Source organism: Conexibacter stalactiti (genome assembly GCF_033542075.1).
Taxonomy (GTDB): domain Bacteria; phylum Actinomycetota; class Thermoleophilia; order Solirubrobacterales; family Solirubrobacteraceae; genus Conexibacter; species Conexibacter stalactiti.
Genome location: NZ_JAWSTH010000076.1, coordinates 14,983 through 31,572, shown reverse-complemented (window position 1 = coordinate 31,572; position 16,590 = coordinate 14,983). Strand labels below are relative to the sequence as shown.

Here is a 16,590-nt window from a genome sequence, read left to right as displayed (position 1 = left end):
GCCCCGCCACGCGCACGGCGCCCCGCCCGCGCCGGGCCACGCGTACGGCGTCTCGCCCGCGCCCGGCCACGAGTACGGCGCCGCTCCCGAGCCCAGCGCCGCCGACGCGTTCGCCCGCCACGCCGCCGACGAGGCGCGGCGCCGCGGCCACCTCGCCGCCTACCTGCGACGCGAGTTCGCCCGCTCGCGCACTCGCTCGCCGTTCGACGGCGCGATCGGCACGCGCCGCGAGATCGGCTTCGCCGCGATCGCGTTCGCGCCGCTGCACGACGCCGCGCGCAGCCTCGCCGGGGCGACGGTCAACGACGCGGTCCTGTCGGTCGTCGCGGGCGCGCTGCGCCGCTGGCTGGAGCACCACCACGGCGCGATCGGCGAGGTGCGCGTCAAGGTGCCGGTCTCGCTCCACCATGAGGGCGACGATGCCGCCAACCGCACGTCGTACTTCGCGCTGGGCCTGCCGCTCGGCGAGGCCGATCCGGTCGCGCGCCTGCGGACGGTGCACGAGCAGACGCGCGTGCGCAAGCAGGACCGCGACGCCGAGCGGCGCGAGCAGCTGTTGGAGGAGCTGAGCCGCGTCTCACCGCAGCTGCGCACCTTCACGACGCGGCTGGAGCGGAGCCCGCGCCGCTTCGCGCTGACCGTCTCCAACGTCGTCGGGCCGCGCACGGCGGTCGAGCTGCTCGCGGCGCGTGTGCGGGCGCTGCACAGCCTTGCGGAGATCGGCGAACGTCACGCGCTGCGCGTGGCGGTCACGTCGTTCGAGGACCGGCTCTGCTTCGGCCTGCTTGCTGATCCCGTGCTCGTCCCTGACGTGCGCACGATGGCGGCCGCGATCGAGCTGGAGGCGGAGCTGCTGGTGGCGGCGGCAAGCGGCTGAGCGCGCCTCCGCGCGTCGTCGCCCGCCCGCGATCCCACCCCCCGCGGCTCGCCGTCCCCTCGCTTGGCGTGGGCCTCACCCACCGGCCAGCGCCACCCGCTCCTCTCTCACCTTGACCCCGTCGAGGAACCAGATCCGGCGGCCGTCGGGATAGCTCGCGGCCGGGCCGTCGGCGCGGTGGCGGAGACCGTTCTCGTACCACTTCTCGGTGCCGTTGACGTAGACGCACGCGGGCGCGCCGACGCGGTGACGTCTGCCGTCGCGGTACCACTTCTCCGAGCCGTTGGCGTGCACGATCGCGGGCCCGTCGTCGCGGTGCAAGCGGCCATGGCGCCACCACTCCTGACGGCCGCTGGGAAGAACCCGTGCGGGCCCGTCCTCGCGGTGGAGGCGTCCGTCGGCGTCGTGATGTTCGAGCGCGGCCATGGTCGGCAGCTACCCCGGGCCGTCGCGCAGCTCACCCGTCCGCGAGCTGCAGACGCCCATCGCGCAGCTCCCAGATCGCATCGAAGGCGTCGAGCCCGACCCGCTCGTGCGTGATCACCAGCACGCCGCGGTCGGCGACGGCCGCGTCGAGGTCGGCGAGGAAGGCGCGTGCGGCGGGCGGGTCGAGCATCGCGGTCGGCTCGTCGAGCAGCAGCAGCCGCGCCGGCGAGACGAGGCAGCGCGCGAGCGCGATCCGCTGCCGCTGACCGCCTGAGACCGCCGAGCCCTCCTCCCCGACGAGCGTCGCGGCGCCGTCCGGCAGCGCGTCGAGCCAGCCGCCGAGACCAGTGGAGCGGAGGGCGGCGTCGATCTCCGCGCCGGTCGCCTGCGGCGCGCCGATGCGGACGTTGTTCGCGATCGAGGTCGCGAACAGGTGGGCGTCCTGGCCGGCCAGCCGCACCTGCGCGCGGACGACGGCAGGGTCGAGCGTGTCGATCGCGTGACCTCCGAGCCCGATCTCGCCCTCGTCGGCGCGGACGAGCCCGGCGAGCAGCTCGGCGAGGACGGTCTTCCCCGCCCCGCTCGCGCCGACCAGCGCGATCCGTCTCCCCGGCGCCAGCTCGAGATCGACCCCGTCGAGCACGGCCGGCGCCCCCGCGCCGCCGGGCCGGTGACGGAGGCTGCGAGCCGTGAGGACGGCGTCGGGTGAGAGTGGCGCGGGTTGCGCGAATGCGGGCGCGGATGGCGCAGATGCGGGCGCGGGTTGCGGCGGCGCGGGCGCGGATGGCGCAGATGCGGGCGCGGATTGCGGCGCGGGCGCGGATGGCGCAGATGCGGGCGCGGATTGCGGCGCGGGCGCGGACTGCGTCGGCGAGGCCGGGGCGACCGCTTCCTCCAGCCGCCGCTCGGCGGCGGCGACCGAAACCGCGCGCGTCGCCGCCTCCGGCAACGCCGCGACCGCCTCGAACGCGCCGAGCGCGAGCAGCGCCAGCGCGCCGAGCCAGACCGGCGCCAGCCCACCGTCGCTCGCCGGCCCGACCGCGACCGCGAGCACGGCGACCAGCGTCGCGCCCGCGATCAGCGTGCCGAGTCCTTGTGCGAGCGCGGCGGTCGCGGCGTCGCGTCGGCCGATCTGCCCGAGCGCGGCCGACGCGTCGTCGAGCCGCGCGACCCGCTCGGGTCCGTGGCCGGCGAGCGCGAGCTGTGGCGCGGCCTCCATCGCCTCGACCAGCTCGTCGACGAGCGCCGCTCGTGCGGCGCCCTGACGCCGCAGCGCACCGCGGGCCGCCGCGAACGCGACCGCGGGCACGAGCGTCGCCGCGACGAACAGCCCACCGCCGAGCACCAGCCCCGCGACCGGCAGGATCGCGACCGCCAACGCGACCGCAGCGACCGACGCCACGACCGCGACCAGCACCGGCCCCCGCACGCGGACGTCGCGGTGCTGCAGCTCGTCGACGTCGACGACGAAGCGGCTCAGCAGGTCGGCGGCCGAAAGGGTGCCCGTGCGCGCAGCTTGCGCAGACTGCGGCGCGGCTCCCGCAGATCGCGGCGCGGCTCGCGCAGATCGCGGCGCGGCTTGCGCAGATTCCGGCGCACCGCCGACCAGCCGCCGGTACCAGCGCACGCGCAGCTCGGCGAGCTGACGGAAGGCGAGGTCGTGGGCGGCCAGGCGCTCGCCGTAGCGACCAAAGGCGCGCACCAGCCCGAGCGCGCGCACCACGACGATCGCAGCGAGCAGCGCCAACACCGGCGGCCGCTCGGCGGCGCGTGTGACGAGCCAGCCGGACGCGGCCAGCAGAACCGTGCCCGCGATCGCCGCAGCCGCGCCGAGCGCGATGACGCGCAGACGCTGCCGAGCGCCGCTGCCGGCGGAGCCGAGCGGGGGTGCACTGTCCCGGCCGGCGCCGTCACGCGTGCGCACCGCTCTCGCGTCGATCGCGCTCATGCCACCGCCCGTGCCTTCCGCTCGTGACTGGAGCGTGCTACCACCAGCCCCGCCCGCTCGAGCCGCTCGCGACCGGCGGCGCCGACGGCGCGTCCGCCGCGCAGTTCGACGACCGCGTCGCAGACCGCCATCACCTGCGGATCGTGGGTCGCGACGATCGCCGTCCGGCCAGCGGCGGCAGCACGGATCCCGGCGGCGGCGGTCCCGGCGCTGCGAAGGTCGAGGTGGGCGGTCGGCTCGTCGAGCAGCAGCAAGGGCGCGCGCGAGACGAGCGCTCCGGCCAGCGCGAGCCGCTGCCGCTGGCCGCCCGAGAGGCCGCGACCATCAGCGCCGACGGGCGTCACGAGCGCGTGCGCCAGCCCCGCGGAGGTCAGTGACCCGCCGGCCGACGAAACGCCCGCCGCGCCACCGGCCAGCTCCTCGACGACCTCCCACGCGCCCGCGCGCGCGAGCGCCAGGGCGAGTTCCGCGTCGCTCGCGTCGGGGCGCTGGAGCGTCAGCGTCTCGCGCAGCGGGCCGCGCAACAGCGCCGGGCGCTGCGGCAGCCACGCGACCTGCCGCCACCATGCCTCACGGCTCAGCGCGCCCAGCTCGGCGTCGCCGCACTCCACACACCCCTCGTCAGGCTCGGCCAGCCGCGCGAGCAGCCGCAGCAGCGTCGACTTGCCCGCGCCCGACGGACCGACCAGCGCGGTCAGCGTGCCGGGCTCGAAGCTGGCGTCCAGCCCGTCGAGCGCCGGCGCCCGTCCCGTGCCGCCTGCCACCCGTACCCCACGCAACCGCATGCCGCTGCGCGCCGGGTCGAGCAGCGGAGAGTTTTGGTCGCCCAGCGACCAAAACTCGCCGCTGCTCCCACCCTCCGTGAACTCCAACAGCGTCTGCGCCGCCTGCGCGCCGTCCTCGGCCGCGTGGAAGCGCTGGCCGGCGAGGCGCAGCGGCGCGTAGACCTCCGGCGCGAGCAGCAGCACGAGCAGGCCGGCCTCGAAGCCGAGCGCGCCCTCAGCGAGCTGGACGCCGACGACCGCCGCCGCGATCGCGGTGCCGACCATCGCCAGCAGCTCCAGCACCAGCGCCGAGAGGAAGGCGACGCGCAGTGCCGCGACCGACTCGGTCCGGTAGCGCTCGCCGACCTCGCCAAGCGTCGCCGCCTGCGCCTCGGCGCGGCCGTGCGCGCGCAGCGTCGGCAGGCCGCGCACGACGTCGAGGAAGTGGGAGCCGAGCACGCCGAGCGCCTGGCGCCGCTCGCCGATCCGCGCCGCGCTGTCGCGTCCGACGAGCACCATGAAGACGACGACCAGCGGCAGCGTCAGGCCGAGCAGCACGCCGACGAGCGGGTCATGCCACAGCACCACCGCCACGAGCGCCGGCGGGACGGCCGCCGCCAGCACCAGCTGCGGAACGGCCTTCGCGTAGTAGTCGGCGAGCGCGTCGACGCCGTGGACCGCCGCCGTCGCCAGCTCGCCGCGGCGCGCCTCCTCGACCCGCCGCGGCCGCGCCGCCAGCACGCTCACCGCGACGCGATGGCGCAACTCGCCCATCGCCAGCTCCGCGGCCCGGCGGCCGAGCCACTCGGTCACCGCGGCGAGCAGCGCCCGGCCGGCGACCGCGCCGGCCAACACGAGCAGCGTCCCGCGCAGCGCCGCCAGATCCTCTCCGCCGAACGCCGCGCCGTCGACCGCGTGCGCCAACGCCAGCGCCTGCACGACCAGCAGCGCCGCGCTCGTCAGCCCCGCGGCGGCCGCCCCGGCCAACAGCACGCGCGCGCGTGGCACGAGCCCGAGCAGCCGCCGGTGGATCGCTCTGGCGCCGGGGGCGCCCGTGCTCACGTCTGCCTCCGCCGCCGGAACCCGGGACCGTTCGGCGCAGCGGGCGATTCGGGACCCGACCCACCCACCACCCGCGTCACCACGTCGACAGGGCTCGGCAGCGGCGCGCCCACGTCCGCGCGCGTCATGCGGTGGCGGAAGAGCCAGTAGCTCCACGCCTGCAGGCCGATCAGCACCGGCAGCAGCAGGCCGGCGACGATCGTCATCAGCGTCAGCGTGTAGCTCCCGGCCGCGGCGTCGGCGAGTGTGAGCGGCGCACCGCCGTCGGCGCCGGCGATCCCGGCCGGGAACAGCACCGCGAACCACGTCACGACGAGCAGTCCGATCGCCGCGCAGCCCGCGCCGAACGCGACCGCCGCAGCACGCGCGTCGCCGCCGTCTGACGCAGCGCGAGTGCCGGCGCCCACGCGCCAGCCCGCGGCCGCGACCGTCGCGAGCGCGACCACGCAGCCCGCACACGCGATCCAGCCGACGACGCCCGGAGCGCCGAACCCAGCGACCGTCCACACCACGAACCCGCTGACCACCACGAACGCGACAGGCGCGGCGAACCGCAACGAGCGCGACGCGGCCACGCGCACGTCCCCGTCGGTCCGCAGCGTCAGAAACGCGGCACCGAGCGCGCGGCACACGACCACGAGCGAGAGACCGCCCAGCACCGAGTACCACGAGACCACATCCAAGGGCCCCGCGACCACCTCACCGCCGCGCAGCTCCAGACCACCGACGACCGCGCTCCACATCAGCCCCCAGCAGAACGGCGCGACGGTGCTCGCGACCAGCAGCACGCGCTCCCAGCCGGCCCGCCAGCGCTCGCCCTCGCGCTTGCCGATCAGCTCGATCGCGGCGTTGCGCGAGACCAGCGACAGCAGCACGACGAACAGCGGCAGGTAGAGCGCCGAGGACCACGCCGCGTACCACTCGGGGAAGGCGCCGAACATCGCGACGACCGCGACGACGACCCAGACCTCGTTGGCCGCCCACGTCGGGCCGATCGTGTGCAGCGCGACGCGCCGGTCGGCGTGGTCGCGGCGGACCCGCCGCATCAGCATTCCGACGCCGAAGTCGAAGCCTTCGAGCACGAGGTAGAGGACCCACAGGCCCACGATGGCGACGAACCAGATCGACTGCAGCAGCGAGAGATCGGACATGAACCCAGGCCTCCTAGTAGGTCAGCGCGAGGTCGGAGGAAGAGCGGCGAGCGGAGCCCTCCGCAGCGGCGTCGACCGTGTGCTCCCCCTCCAGCCCCTCCGCGATCTCGTGCACGGCGACGCGACCGGCGAAGAAGAACGCGATCCCGTAGAAGGCGAGGTAGCCGGCGAGCGACAGCCCCACGACCCAGACGCCGACGTTCGGCGAGTTGGCGACGTCGGTCCGCAGCAGCCCCTCGACGATCCACGGCTGCCGGCCGCCCTCGCGCAGGATCCAGCCGCCGGCCTGCGCGACGAACGGCAGCGCCGCCGCGGCCACCGCGGCCTGCATGAAGCGGCGCGATCTGAACAGCGTCCCGCGCCACAGCAGCCAGACGCCGAGCGCCATCAGCCCTATCAGCGCGGTGCCGCTGCCGACCATCGCGCGGAAGCTCCAGTACATGAGGCCGACGACCGGCGTGTAGTCGCCCGGCCCGTATCTCTCCTCGGCCGCCGCCTGCAGCTCGTCGATGCCGCGCACGGTCGAGTCGAACGAGAAGCTGTTGAGGACCGACAGCGCGACCGGCAGCTTGACGTCGAACAGCAGCTCGCCGGGGTCGGACCTCAACCCGCCGAGCGCGAACAGCGACAGCCCCGCCGGCGACTCGGTCTCGTAGAGCGCCTCGGCCGCCGCCATCTTCATCGGCTGCTGCTCCATCGCCAGCATCCCCTGGAAGTGGCCGAAGGTCGCGGCGCCGAGCGCGGCGACCAGCCCGACCTTCACGGCCATCGCGACGACCGGCTGGAAGATCTCGACGTCGCGCCCACGCAGCAGTTGCACGCACGCGACGGCGAGCACGATCAACGTCCCCGCCAGCAGCGCGCCGAACAGCACGTGCGCGACGGTCAGGCCGAGGTTGACGTTGAAGAGGACCGGCAGCACATTGGTGAGCTGCGCCTTGCCGTCGACCAGCTCGTAGCCGGTCGGATGCTGCATCCACGTGTTCGCGACGAGGATCGCGTACGCCGACAGCACGGCCGCGCCGGCGACGATCCAGAGGCAGGCGAGGTGGAGCCGTCTCGGCAGCCGCCCCCAGCCGAACATCCACAGCCCGAGGAAGACCGCCTCGACGAAGAAGGCGCCGAGCCCTTCCAGCGCCAGCGGAGCGCCGAAGACGTCGCCGACGTAGGCGGAGAAGCGCGACCAGTTCATCCCGAACTGGAACGTCTGCAGGATGCCGGTGAGGACGCCGACGGCGAACGACAGCAGCATCAGCTTTCCGTAGAAACGCGTCAGCCGCAGCCACTTCTCGTCACCCGTGCGCTGCCAGCGCGTCTGCATCACGGCGACGTGGATCACGAGGCCGATCGAGATGCCGACGATCGCGAAGTGCAGCAGCGTGGTGAGGCCGAACTGCCAACGGGCGAGGTCGAGGCTGTTCACTGGGACGACTCCTGACGCGAGCGCCCGTCGCATCGTGCGGCGGGCTGGTGGTGCGGGCAGTCAGGACCCGGTGACGGCGTCGTCGTGAACAGCGCGTCGAGAGGCAGCGTAGCAAGGGGTCCGTGCCACACAGCGCCGGTCGTCACACATGCGGCGGCGGTCGCGAGGCGGGCGGCCGCCGTGGGGCGGTCGCGTACGCTGAGCGCGTGGATCCCCGTCCCAAGACCGCCCGTCGCGAGGCGATCCGCGCCGGGCTGCTGCTCGGTTGGCTGTCGGTCGCGGCGGTGCTGGTGGCGGTCGCGCTCGACGTCGGCGCGCGCCATCCGGAGCTGGTCGTCGCGCTCGCGCTGGCCGGCGCGGTCGCCAATCTCGGGATGGGCGTGCTGCCGTGGAAGCAGCTGCTCGGGCCGGCCGGCGACGCGATACGGCTCAACCTGTGGGCCGGCGGGCTGCTCGTCTTCGTCGCGACGCTGATCGTCGTCGGCGGCGGCGAGGCGCGCTTCGACCTGCTGCTGTTCCTCGTCCTCCCCTTCATCGCGCTGACGCACGAGGGCCGCGTGCTGGCGCTGTGGCTGGCGCTCGCGGCGATCTCGTTCGCGATCGCGATGACGCTCGCGCCCGACCCGCTGTCGGCGGCCGAGGTCGCGCTCGACGCGCTGCTGCTGAGCGCCTCCGTGCTGCTGGCGCTGGCGCTCGCCCGCGCCACACGCGTCAACGCGGCGGCGGCGGCGCGCGCGGCCGCCGCCGCCGAGCTGGAGCAGGCGCTGCTGGCGGAGTCCCACCACCGCATCAAGAACTCGCTCCAGACGGTCGCCGACCTGCTGCTGCTCGGCCGCCCCACCGACGCCGGCGAGAGCGCCGACGCCTTCGACGCGACCGCCGCGCGGATCCGCTCGATCGCCGCCGTCCACCACCTGCTCGCGGGCGAGCGCGGCGGCACGGTCGCCAGCGACAGGCTGTTGAAGACGGTCGTCGAGGCGCTCGCGGCGCCGGGCGAGGAGGTCGTCGTCGTCTCCGACGAGCTGCGGCTGGAGGCGGCGCGCGCGCAGCAGCTCGGCGTGATCGCCAACGAGCTGATCGCCAACGCGCTGCGCCACGGCCGCGCACCGGTGACGGTCGTGCTGGCGGCCGGCGGCGCGCCCGACGGAGAGGTCAGGCTGGAGGTGCGCGACGCGGGGAGGTCGGGCCTCGGCGCAAACGGCGGCGCGGCGAGCGCGCGAGGCGCGGCCCCCGCGAACGGCGCCAGCAGCGGCCTCGGCCTGACGCTCGTGCGGCAGATCGCCGAGCGCGGCCTGGGCGGCGACTTCGACCTCTCGACCCAACCCGACGGCACCACCAGCGCCGTCCTGCGCTTCAATGTCGGCGATGCGGATCCTGATCGCTGAAGACGACCCGGTCATCGCGATCGGCCTGACCACCCGGCTGAAGGCGCTCGGCCACGAGCCGCTCGGGCCGGCCGCCGACGGCCAGGCGGCGGTCGAGCTGGCACGCGAGGACCCGCCCGACCTCTATCTGTTCGACGTCGACATGCCGCGGCTCGACGGCCTCGCGGCGGCGCGCACGCTCGCCGAGGAGGGCTTGCGACGGCCGATCGTCGTGATCACCGGCGTCGACGACCCCGACCTGATCGAGCGCTCGATCGCCAGCGGCGTCAGCGCCTACCTGACGAAGCCGATCGACGACCGCGCGCTCGACGCCGGCATCCGCCTCGCCGCCAGCCGCCACCAGGAGTTCCGCGCGCTCGAAGCCGAGGTGTCCAAGGCGCAGCAAGCGCTGGAGGACCGCAAGACGATCGAGCAGGCGAAGGGGCTGCTGATCGCCGCGACCGGGATCAGCGAGCCGGAGGCCTTCCGCCGCATCCAGCGGACCGCGCGCGATCGCAACCTGAGACTGGTCGAGGTCGCGCGCAAGATCGTCGAGCAGAAGGCGTTGCTGGAGGGCGGCGGAGGGGCAGACGGCTGAGGCTGAGCGGGGGCTCGCAGGACGGCGGACGCCGCACCGGGCGCCAGCCGAACGCCTGAGCAGGCAAAAACAGTCCGCCCGCGGGGGTGGCTATCGTGCTCGGCCTTCATGTCCCAGGTCCCGTCGACAGCCGTGCCCGTTTCCCTCCCCAGCGCCCTCGGCGGCGCGCTCGACGAGGCCGTCGGGCGGCGCTCGCGGGCGCTGCTGTACGCCGCTCGCATCGGCCACATCGAGGAGGCGCGGCAGCGCTCGCAGGACGAACGGCTGCGGCCCTACCGCGCGCCAGAGCTGTGCCTGCACGCGATCGACGCGGTCGCCGTGCGGATGGACCTGGAGTCCGGCGCCACCTGGGAGCAGGCGCGTGCCGAGGTCGCCGCGCAGGCGGCGCGGCAGCATCCCGCGGGTAGCGACGACGACCACCGCCACGTCGCCGAGTGGCTGCTGCGGCAGCTGACCGACGAGCAGGACGCGCAGTGGCTCGACGTCGGCGCCGACGGCAGCGCCGTCCACCGCACCCATCGCGTCTTCCTGCTCTACGAGACCGAGCAGTCCGGCCTCCACCATCTGCGCGCCCGCGACCAGGCGATCAACGTGCTGGTCGACGCGCTCGACCTCGACATCGACTCCGCCCAGCATGCGGCGGAAGCCCGGCTCGAGCACCTGATCAAGCGCGGCCGCCACGACGACGCCTACCTCGCCGCGCGCGACAGCCGGATGCAGTCGATCCGCTTCATGGAGCAGGTCCGCGACGACCTCCGCGAGGCCGAGCGCGACCTGCGCAGCGAGCACTGGTCCTCGACCGTCTCGCCGCGATTGAGCGCCGCGCTCGACCACATCGTCGACCGCATCCGCGTCGAGGAGCGGCTCAAGCAGCTGATCGACTCCGCGACCGATCGCGCCGAGGAGGACGACTTCCGCTGGATCCCGCGGACGATCGAGCTGCTCGACGAGTGCCTCGACCGCCACCAGTCGCTGCAGCAGGTGATCGCCGAGGCGCGCGACACGTTCCTGCTCGAACAGCAGCGCCAGCATCTCCAGCCGCGCGCCCGCCGCGCCTACGCGCACCCCGTCAACGACGTGCTGACCGACGTGCTCTCACGCCAGTGCAACGCCGCCGACGCGCTCGTCGAGTTGGTCGAGGTCGCGCTCGGAGCGCGCGCGCCGCGGCTGCTGAGCGAGTGGGCCGGCGTCGACCTGCTCGCCGTCGAGCCGCACGCGCCGCCCGAGCACGGTCGCGAGGTCGCCGCCGTCGAGCTGACGCCCGACCGCGAGCCGCTGCTGTTCAGCTCCGCGCAGGTCGCGGCCGCGGGCAGGCTGCTGGAGCAGGTCGGCTCGGAGCCGATCTCGCTCGCGACGCTGGCCGCGCGCACCGAGGATCCTGCCGCCGCGCACGCGCTCGCGCTGCTGGCGCTCGCGCACCGCTCGCCGGAGCTGGGCACGCTGCACGGCCAGGGGATCCGCAGCGCGCTGCTGGCCGTGCCGGCCGACGGCGACGACGCGCTCACCTCGCCGGGACTGGTGCTGCAGCGGGTCACGCTCGGCGAGCCGGATGCCGACGCGGAGGCCGACGCGCGCGATGCCGAACGCCTCGCCGACGCGGATGCCGCGCGCGCCGAGGATGCCGAGTTCGTGGAGGCCGCCGCGTGACCATGACCGCTGAATCCTCCGCCGACGCCGGCCTGCTGGTGCGGATGTCGCTGAACGCCCGCAGCGGGCCGTTGAGCGAGGAGCACGCGGCGCTGATCGGGCGCTACCTCGCCGAGCCGCCGCTGCGCGCCGCGACCGACGCGACGATCGACGGGCTCGGGCTGCGGCTCGTGCACGCCTCCCAGCAGGGCGGGCTGCTGCTGACGAGCGCCGGCGTCGACTCGCCCTTCCGCATGCGCCTGGCCGACTTCTTCCCGCGTCAGACGACCGGCGTGCAGAGACGGATGCTGCTCGCCTGCGCGATGGTCGCCAGCTTCGTCGCCTTCTTCCCCCGCCCGGAGGATCTCGAGGACACGAACGAGCGGCTGCGACGGCGCGACGTCGACGACGTCGACCGGCTCGTGCGCGACGTCTCGGCGCGACTCGACGCGGAGGCGCGCGCGGCCGGCGAGGAGCTGGACCCGCCGATCGACGAGCCCGACCTCGCCCGCGCCTGGACCGTCTGGCGTCAGACGTCGAACTCGAAGAAGGGCGCCGACGGCCGCGAGCGCGAGGTCGGCACCCGCCAGGTCGTCGTCCGCTGCCTCGACCTGCTCGCCGAGCAGGGGCTGCTGCGCACGATCGTCAAGGGCGAGACGTACGCCTCGACGCGGCGGATGCAGGCGATGGCGCGCGAGCTGGTCGGCTCGCTGGCGTGGTCGCAGGTCGCGCCGTCGCACCCGGAGACGCCGGAACATGCGGACGCCGCCGCCGAGGCCGCGGTCGCGCGCGCGGAGGGATCGGCCCCGTGAACTGGCGGATACGACGCGCCCGGCTGGAGGCGGCCGGGCCGACCGACGCGCGCTACGACGACGTCACGCTGTCGTTCGTCGCCGACGGCCGCGCGGCGCCCAACGCCGTCGTGCTGCTGCGCAACGGCGGCGGCAAGTCGCTGCTGCTCTACCTGCTCTTCAAGGCGCTCCTCCCCCGTCGCACCGACGGCACCAAGACGGCCGAGCAGCAGCGCAACGCGCGCCCGCTCGTGCTGGCCGACGAATGCGCGACGGTCGCGATCGAGTGGCAGAACCGCGACGACGACCGCCTGCTCGTCACCGGCCACAGCTTCGAGCGCGGCGACGGCGAGGAGACGCGCTGGATCTTCGAGCCGGTCGAGGGCGCTCTCACGCTCGACTCGCTGCCGCTGCGCGACGGCAGGCGGCGCCGCACGCGCGCCGGCCTCGTGAAGTCGCTGGAGGCGCTCGGGCAGCAGCACCCGCCGCTGCAGTTCCGCACGGTCGGGGGCGTCAGAGGCTGGGAGGACGCGCTGCTGGAGGTCGGGATCGACCCCGCGATCCTGCGCTACCAGGCCCGCCTCAACCGCAGCGAGGGCGGCGACGACGACGAGCTGCGCTTCAACTCGCCGGAGTCGTTCGCGCGCTTCGTGCTGCAGATGGTGCTGGAGGACGAGCCGCTCTCCAAGCTGCAGAAGCAGGTCCAGACGCACGCCGAGCAGCTCTCGCGGCGCGAGTCGCTCGCCTCCGAGGCCGACTTCTGCCGCGACGTGGCGCAGCTGCTGCGGCAGCTCGCGGGTGCCCATCGCGACGGCGAGGAGGCGGTCGCCGAGCAGCAGCGAGCGCAGTCCGGCCAGCAGCAGCTCGCCGGCGTGCTCGACGCCGCGATCGCCGCCGGCACGACGCGGCTGGAGCGGCTGACCGAGCAGCGCGAGCCGCTGGAGCAGCATCGCCGCCAGCTCGACGCGCAGGAGCGCGACCTCGACGGCGAGACGAAGCTCGTGCGCGCCCGCACCGAGCGGCTGCTCTCCGACGCCGCCGAGCAGGCCGTCCGCGGAGCGGCCGACGCCGCCCGCGCCGCCGACGCCGAGCACTCCGCCTGGCAGCTCGTCGAGACGTTGATCGCGCTGGCCGAGAGCGAGGGCGAGCTGGCCGGGCTGGCCGAGCGCGTCGAGAAGCAGGAGCGCGGCGTTGCCGACGCGCGCGCGGAGCGGCGCGAGGCGGCGCTGGAGCTGGCCGGCGCGCTGCTGCACGCCGCCGCGCGGCTCGACGGCGAGGCCGAGACGATCGAGGAGCGGCTGGCGCAGGCCGAGGGCGGCCACGACGAGCTGCGCGAGCAGATCGAGCAGCTCGGCCGCCGCAGCGGCGAGCTGAAGCAGCGGCGCGGGACGCTGGAGGCGCAGCTCGACGGCTTCGCGCGCGCGACCGAGCGGCTGCGCGCCGACGAGCTGCTGCGCGATGGCGAGCGGCCGAGCGCCGCGAGCGAGCGCTTCGAGGCCGAGCGCGAGGACCTGATCGGCCAGCGCCACGAGCTGGACGAGCGGATCCGCGAGCTGGGCGTCCGCCGCGAGGCGACCGCGCAGCGCCGCGACGCCGCCCGCGCCGAGGCGGCCGAGCAGGCTGCGTCCGCGAGCGAGCTGGAGCGGCGGCGGGATGCGGCGGTGGCGCGGGTCGCCGGCGAGCTGGGCGATCCGCCGCCGGCGAGAGCGAGACGCGCGAGAAGAGGGGCGGCGGGCCAGCCAGAAGGAGACGTCTCCCTCTTCGACGCGCTCGACGTCGCCGCCGGCTGGCAGCCGCTCGACGAGCCCGGCGGCGCCGAGCGCGCGATCGAGCGCGCCCGCGCCGCCGCCGACGGCCGCCGCGCGACCGTCGCCAACGAGATCGACGCGCGCGCCGCCGACGAGCGCGCGCTGGAGCGCGACGGGCTGCTCGCGGTCGAGTCCGACGTCGAGCGGATCTGCGCTGAGCTGGAGGCGATCGGGATGCAGGCTCTGCCCGCGCTGCGCCACCTCTCGGAGACCGTCAGAGCTGACCGGCTGCCGGCGCTGATCGCCGCCCAGCCGGGCCTCGCCGCCGGCATCGTGCTGCTCGACGACGACCCGCACGAGGCGATCGTCGAGCTGACCGCCGCGCGCGTGCGGCTGCCGCGCCGCCCGCTGCTGCTGGCGCGCGCCGACGAGCTGGTCGCAAGAGTCAGAAGAACCGGCCTCGCCGTCCTCCTCCCCGACCCCGCCGCCTACGACCCCGACGCCGCGCAGGACCAGCTGGAGCAGGTCGCCGCCGCCGTCGAGCAGCTGAGAGCGGAGCGCGAGCGCCACGGGCGGCTCTCCGCGCGGCTCGGCCGCCTCGGCGCCGTGCTCGCCGGCGAGGCCGAGCAATTGCGCGGCCTGCTGCCGCAGTCGGGCCGCAACGAGCGCCGTCTGCTCGGCGCCGTCGCGCGCGAGCTGGGCCGTCGCGAGGAGCAGGCGCAGACGGCCCGCGGCCGCGCCGAGGAGCAGGAGCGGATCCTCACCACCCACGGCGAGCGGCTCGCCGAGCTGACCGCGCGGCGCGAGCAGGTCGCGCAGGCCGAGCGCCGCTGCGAGCGCGCGCTGGAGCGGCTGGAGAGCGTCGACGACCTCGACGCGCCTGCTCTGCGCGCCGAGTTCGAGCGGCTCGCCGCGCGCAGCGACGAGCTGACCGCGGAGGCCGACACCGTGCGCCGCAGACGCGATGCGCTGATCCGCGACGCGAAGGGGCTCGAGGACCGCCTCGCGACCGTCCGCGGCGAGGCCGCCGGGCTGCGCCGCCGCGCCGCCGAGCTGCCGCTCGACGGCGCCAGAGCGAGAGCGAAGGAAGGCTCGCTGTCAGGCCTGAGCGAGCGGCTGCTCGTCGCCGAGCAGCTGCTGGAGTCGCGCATCTCCGACGGCGAGCTGCGCGCGCGCATGGCTGGTGCCGAGGCGCGCGCCGCGCGCCTGCGCTCCGATGTCGAGCGGGCCGGCGAGCCGGTCCGCGAACGGGCTCGCGCGCTCGCCGACTCGCCCGCCGGGATCGATCCGCAGGCGCTCGCGCGCGGCCGTCGCGAGGCGAAGGAGAGCTACGAGAAGGCGCTGCGCGAGCAGGGCGAGGCGGCGACGGTCGAGGGGCAGGCCGCCGAGCGGCTGTACGCCGCGACCGAGGCGCTCACCCCCGCCGACCGCACGCGCGAGCCGAAGCTGCTGAGAACGCTTCAGCCGGAGGACCCCGCCCATGGCGCCGTCCTGCTCGGCGAGCTGAACGAGCTGCGCGAGGGGCGCGAGCGCGAGGTCGCCGACAACCGCGCCAAGCTCGCCGACAGCGACGAGCGCGTCACGACCGAGCAGGAGCTGCTGAACGAGCTGCGGGCCGGCCGCGCCCGCCTCGCCGTCGCCGAGGGCCGCCCGCACGCCGGCGAGCTGCCGGCCTGGACGCGCCGCCGCGACCGCGTCCACGAGCAGGTGACCGATGCCGTGCGCGGCGTCGAGTCCTCCACGCGCGACCAGGCCGCCGCGCGCCAGCAGGTCGCCGAGCGGCTGCGCGCGATCGACGACGCGGTCGCCGCCGCCGACGAGCGGATCCCGAGAGGGATCACCGCGCCGCTGCGGGCCGGCGAGGCGCTTGCGCCCGACGCCGGCCGGCTGGAGGGCGAGCTGCGCACGCGCGCCGGCGAGCTCGACCGCACCGTCGGCGAGCTGGAGCGCCACCGCCAGGCGCTCGTCGCGCAGCTGCTGGCGATCGGCGCCGAGGGCGTGCGCAAGCTCGACAAGGTCGCCGCCGCGACGACGCTGCCGCGCGAGAGCGCGCTCGGCGCCTGGTCGGGCAAGCAGTTCGCGCGCGTGCGCCACAGCGCGCTGACCGACGACGCCGCGCGCGAGTCGGCGTTGGGGCGCGTGCTCGACGAGGCGGTCGCCGGCGGCGCCAGACGGCGCGGCCTCGACCTCGCCTTCGGCGCGACGATGGCGCTGCTGCGCGACGGGCTCGAAGTCACCGTGCTCAAGCCCCACCCCCAGCCCGACGACCAGTACCACCCGATCGAGGTCGTCGGCCCGGAGTTCTCCGGCGGCGAGGAGCTGACGATCAAGCTGGTGCTGTTCTGCGCGGTGTCGGCCGTCCGCACCGCCGAGCGCGCCGGCCGCGCGCGCGGGATCCGCCGCGCCGGGCCGCTGCTGATCGACAACCCGATCGGCACCGCCTCGCGCGAGTCGCTCGTCGACCTGCAGCTGCGGCTCGCGCGCCACCTCGACGCGCAGTTCATCCCCTTCACCGGCCTCGAAGGCGAGCTGAACGTGACCGGCCGCTTCGCGACCGCGGTCGCGCTGACCAACGACAAGGACCTGCTCGGCGGGATGCGTTACGTCAAGCTCGCCGACGGCGCGCCCGCGCCGCTGCTGCCCCCGCGCCCCGACGGCGCCCCGGCCGAGGCGGCCGTCGTCACCGCGGTCAGCTACACGCCGCCGCTCGACGTCGCCGCGCTCGCCGACGCCGCCCGCGAGGCCGGCAGGGGCGGCGAGGGGTAGGAACGCAACTCTGCTGCGGTATCGCGGCAGTGAACTTGCAATGCTC

Annotated in this window: 11 protein-coding genes; 6 read left to right on the top strand and 5 right to left on the bottom strand. The window is 75.4% G+C overall.

The window, feature by feature from the left end:
- Nucleotides 1-877 (top strand): WS/DGAT domain-containing protein (locus R7226_RS22650; RefSeq protein ID WP_318599626.1); only part of this gene is annotated, 877 nt, incomplete at its 5' end.
- Nucleotides 878-952: 75 nt separating this feature from the next.
- On the opposite strand, the gene R7226_RS22645 is transcribed toward R7226_RS22650, so the two are convergent.
- The 5 genes from R7226_RS22645 to R7226_RS22625 are packed head-to-tail and all read right to left on the bottom strand — an operon-like array spanning nt 953 to nt 7,651.
- Nucleotides 953-1,303: a hypothetical protein gene (locus R7226_RS22645; protein WP_318599625.1), complete on the bottom strand. Its 351-nt coding sequence runs from the start codon at nt 1,301-1,303 to the stop codon at nt 953-955.
- Between the two features lie 31 nt (nt 1,304-1,334).
- The gene (cydC, locus tag R7226_RS22640) at nt 1,335-3,251 is read right to left on the bottom strand and encodes a thiol reductant ABC exporter subunit CydC (RefSeq protein WP_318599624.1); all 1,917 of its coding nucleotides are present in this window, start codon (nt 3,249-3,251) and stop codon (nt 1,335-1,337) included.
- Nucleotides 3,248-5,077, bottom strand: a complete 1,830-nt coding sequence (gene cydD / locus R7226_RS22635; RefSeq protein WP_318599623.1) for a thiol reductant ABC exporter subunit CydD — start codon at nt 5,075-5,077, stop codon at nt 3,248-3,250. The genes cydC and cydD overlap by 4 nt, the downstream gene beginning before the upstream one ends.
- Nucleotides 5,074-6,228 carry a cytochrome d ubiquinol oxidase subunit II gene (gene cydB / locus R7226_RS22630; RefSeq protein ID WP_318599622.1) on the bottom strand — a complete coding sequence of 385 codons (1,155 nt, stop codon included), beginning with the start codon at nt 6,226-6,228 and terminating at the stop codon, nt 5,074-5,076. The genes cydD and cydB overlap by 4 nt, the downstream gene beginning before the upstream one ends.
- A 13-nt stretch (nt 6,229-6,241) precedes the next feature.
- Nucleotides 6,242-7,651 carry a cytochrome ubiquinol oxidase subunit I gene (locus R7226_RS22625; RefSeq protein ID WP_318599621.1) on the bottom strand — a complete coding sequence of 470 codons (1,410 nt, stop codon included), beginning with the start codon at nt 7,649-7,651 and terminating at the stop codon, nt 6,242-6,244.
- Between the two features lie 206 nt (nt 7,652-7,857).
- On the opposite strand from R7226_RS22625, the gene R7226_RS22620 reads away from it, so the two are divergent.
- The 5 genes from R7226_RS22620 to R7226_RS22600 all read left to right on the top strand — a co-directional run bounded on the left by R7226_RS22620 (nt 7,858) and on the right by R7226_RS22600 (nt 16,544).
- Nucleotides 7,858-9,036, top strand: a complete 1,179-nt coding sequence (locus R7226_RS22620; protein WP_318599620.1) for a sensor histidine kinase — start codon at nt 7,858-7,860, stop codon at nt 9,034-9,036.
- Nucleotides 9,017-9,613, top strand: coding sequence for an ANTAR domain-containing response regulator (locus tag R7226_RS22615; RefSeq protein ID WP_318599619.1), 597 nt, complete (start codon nt 9,017-9,019; stop codon nt 9,611-9,613). The genes R7226_RS22620 and R7226_RS22615 overlap by 20 nt, the downstream gene beginning before the upstream one ends.
- A gap of 108 nt (nt 9,614-9,721) precedes the next feature.
- Nucleotides 9,722-11,260: a hypothetical protein gene (locus R7226_RS22610; RefSeq protein WP_318599618.1), complete on the top strand. Its 1,539-nt coding sequence runs from the start codon at nt 9,722-9,724 to the stop codon at nt 11,258-11,260.
- A gap of 2 nt (nt 11,261-11,262) precedes the next feature.
- Nucleotides 11,263-12,051: a hypothetical protein gene (locus R7226_RS22605; RefSeq protein WP_318599617.1), complete on the top strand. Its 789-nt coding sequence runs from the start codon at nt 11,263-11,265 to the stop codon at nt 12,049-12,051.
- Complete coding sequence (locus R7226_RS22600) at nt 12,048-16,544, top strand: coiled-coil domain-containing protein (RefSeq protein ID WP_318599616.1); 4,497 nt, start codon at nt 12,048-12,050, stop codon at nt 16,542-16,544. The genes R7226_RS22605 and R7226_RS22600 overlap by 4 nt, the downstream gene beginning before the upstream one ends.
- Nucleotides 16,545-16,590: the final 46 nt, after the last annotated feature.

Bases quoted from the DNA above. Each gene is read 5' to 3' on its own strand.
- R7226_RS22645 (WP_318599625.1), bottom strand. From the start codon at position 1,303: ATGGCCGCGCTCGAACATCACGACGCCGACGGACGCCTCCACCGCGAG.
- cydC (WP_318599624.1), bottom strand. From the start codon at position 3,251: ATGAGCGCGATCGACGCGAGAGCGGTGCGCACGCGTGACGGCGCCGGC.
- cydB (WP_318599622.1), bottom strand. From the start codon at position 6,228: ATGTCCGATCTCTCGCTGCTGCAGTCGATCTGGTTCGTCGCCATCGTG.
- R7226_RS22615 (WP_318599619.1), top strand. From the start codon at position 9,017: ATGCGGATCCTGATCGCTGAAGACGACCCGGTCATCGCGATCGGCCTG.
- R7226_RS22610 (WP_318599618.1), top strand. From the start codon at position 9,722: ATGTCCCAGGTCCCGTCGACAGCCGTGCCCGTTTCCCTCCCCAGCGCC.
- R7226_RS22605 (WP_318599617.1), top strand. From the start codon at position 11,263: ATGACCGCTGAATCCTCCGCCGACGCCGGCCTGCTGGTGCGGATGTCG.